The 2640-nt window shown below is 62.3% G+C and carries 2 protein-coding genes and 2 pseudogenes; 3 read left to right on the top strand and 1 reads right to left on the bottom strand.

The window, feature by feature from the left end:
- Both EOA60_RS39295 and EOA60_RS27935 read left to right on the top strand, forming a co-directional pair.
- Positions 1–118 (top strand): annotated as a pseudogene (locus tag EOA60_RS39295) (oxidoreductase); the annotation flags it as partial.
- Positions 119–282: 164 nt separating this feature from the next.
- Positions 283–1377, top strand: a pseudogene (locus EOA60_RS27935) (zinc-dependent alcohol dehydrogenase); the annotation flags it as partial.
- A 386-nt stretch (positions 1378–1763) separates the two neighbouring features.
- Here EOA60_RS27935 and EOA60_RS27940 read toward each other — a convergent pair.
- Entirely contained in the window at positions 1764–2036 is a 273-nt protein-coding gene (locus EOA60_RS27940; RefSeq protein WP_095779479.1) for a hypothetical protein, read from the bottom strand.
- A 212-nt stretch (positions 2037–2248) separates the two neighbouring features.
- On the opposite strand from EOA60_RS27940, the gene EOA60_RS27945 reads away from it, so the two are divergent.
- On the top strand, positions 2249–2640 hold a 392-nt coding region (locus EOA60_RS27945; protein ID WP_164899585.1), incomplete at its 3' end, for an NAD(P)-dependent oxidoreductase.

Below are 2640 nucleotides of genomic sequence, written 5' to 3' on the forward strand. Positions count from 1 at the left end.
GGTCGTTAGCGGTTTGAAGAACAAGATGCAGGCTGCCGCGGCCCATGTCACGCCGGCCGGCACGCTGGCCGAGCAGCATCGCAAGGCCGCCGAACCGGGTTCCGCGAACAACGGATGAATGCGAGGCGCCGCCCGTTGAACCTTCCCGCCTGGCGCAAGTTCTCTTCACTCCATCCTCCGATCGACAGGCCTCTCCCTCTTCCCTCTCTCACTTTGCCCTTCACCTTCTCTATCCTTTCCTACTCTTTCTCCTCTCCCTCTATCGCTTCCTACCTCTCCCTCATCATCAGGGTTACCTGCTGCGCCATTTGCGGTTCGGACCTGCATCTGATGGACGGCTATATGCCGACGATGAAATCGGGCGACGTGCTGGGCCATGAGACCATGGGCGAAGTGGTGGAGGTCGGCCGTGGACACAGCAAGTTCAAGAAGGGCGATCGCGTCGTCGTTCCCTTCAATATCTCATGCGGCGAATGCTGGTTTTGCCAGAACGGCCTGTTTTCACTCTGCGACCGGTCGAACCCCAACGCCGACCAGGCCGCCAAGGTCATGGGCCAGTCGCCCGCGGGCCTGTTCGGCTATTCGCATCTGGTCGGTGGCTATTGGGGCGGGCAAGCCGAGTATTTGCGCGTGCCTTTTGCCGATGTCGGCCCGATCAAGGTGCCGGACGGCATGGACGACGACCAGGTCCTGTTCCTCTCCGACATCTTCCCGACCGGCTATATGGCGGCGGAGAACGCCGGCATCCGGGAGGGCGACACCGTCGCCATCTGGGGCTGCGGGCCGGTCGGCCAGTTCGCGATCCAGAGCGCCTGGATGCTTGGCGCCGGACGCGTGATCGCCATCGACAAGGTACCGGAGCGGCTTGCTATGGCGCGCGACCACGGCAAGGCCGAGACCCTCGATTTCAGCAACTTGAATATCTACGATGCCCTGATGGCCATGACCAACGGTCGCGGCCCGGACAGTTGCATCGACTGTGTCGGCACCGAAGCCGATGCCAGCGCCACCCCGGATTCCATGCTCGATAAGCTCAAGGCGAGTGTCTATCTTGGCACCGACCGGCCGCATGTGCTGCGCGAGGCGATCTATTGCTGTCGCAAGGGAGGCACCATTTCGGTGCCCGGCGTCTATATCGGCCTTGTCGACCACATCCCGTTCGGCGCGGCGATGAACAAGGGGCTGACGTTCCGCATGGGACAAACCCACACGCAACGCTATCTCGAGCCTCTCCTGCACAAGGTCCAAAGCGGCGACATCGACCCGTCCTTCGTGATCACCCACCGCGCCGGGCTCGAGGCCGGACCCGACCTCTACAGGAAGTTCCGCGACAAGCAGGACGGCTGCATCAAGGTCGTGATGCGCCCTCACGGGTGACCACGTCTTTGCCCGGAACTCGCCCGGGCGCCCTGTCGTTGCGATCAGGTAAGGAGGTATCAAATGGCTCAACTGAAAAACACATCTCGGCCGGCCACCAGGTCACCGAACGCTGAAGGCCTTCCGCGTCCAAACCGCGATGCTATGGATAGCGACGCCGGCGCGAGACCGGCAGTTCCCAAAACAGCCGGCGCCGCCGAGGAACAGTCGACATCACCGCTCGACAGTAAGGTTGCCAATCGCAATGCCGGTCGCAAGCGCGAGGCCGGAACCACCCCGCGCCCAACCGACAAGCCATTGGATTGAGGCAACCGGGGCGGCGCGGCAGCCTCCGCCGGTCGGGCCGCTTGCGTGCGTTCGTTGCTGGTTACCTGCCGCCGCCCGCGTCAACCATTCCCGCTCCGCTCGACAAATTTGTTGAAGCGGCTCTTTCCTCCGCTCCCGGCCTTGTCCTGATGGAGGAAGGCAAGGTCGTTCTCGTCGAAGATCCGGAAGAACTCATCCCACTCGATCGGTTCGAGCGCTTCCTCCGGCTCGCCGAAGTCGATGCGCAGGATGCCGCCCTCGCCCTTGGTGCGAACCACGGCGGGATGGCCGTCCCTCTCCTCAACCCATTTGCGAATTTCGTCGTGATTGGTGGTCGTCTTCGCTTCAGACATGGCATTCCCTTTCTCGCCGCACGTCGGTGAGCGGCCCTAACAGCGCGCAAAGGGCAATGTTCCCGGGCATGCGGGCGACCCGCCGACAGCTTCGCCACGAGGGAACTTTGATGAAGCAGGGAACAAACCTTTTGTCCCGAAGTTCGGGAGCCCAACGCTAAATCGGCCCCAACGCTAAATCGGCCCCAACGCTAACTCGGCAAGGAGTTCTCGTGAAACGTGTCCTGGTTACGGGAGGCTGCGGTTTCATTGGCCGGCATGTCGCCCAGGAACTCATCGAGCATGGCTACGAGGTCCGTGTCCTGGACGCACTCTTGGACCAAGTGCACGGCAATGAAGCCGTCAGCATTCCAGCTGGCGCCGAGCTGATACGGGGAGATGTACGTGATCGAGACGCGGTCGCCGACGCGGTAGCGGATGTCGACACCGTCATCCACCTCGCTGCCGAGGTCGGCGTCGGCCAATCCATGTACGAGATCGCCCGATATGTCGGCACCAACGATCTCGGCACCGCGACCCTGCTCGAGGCGTTGATCAAGAAACCAGTCGAACGCATTGTCGTCGCATCGTCGATGAGCATCTACGGCGAAGGCCTCTACAAGAC

Origin of the sequence: Mesorhizobium sp. M1A.F.Ca.IN.020.06.1.1, from assembly GCF_004023265.1 — a bacterium.
Taxonomy (GTDB): domain Bacteria; phylum Pseudomonadota; class Alphaproteobacteria; order Rhizobiales; family Rhizobiaceae; genus Mesorhizobium.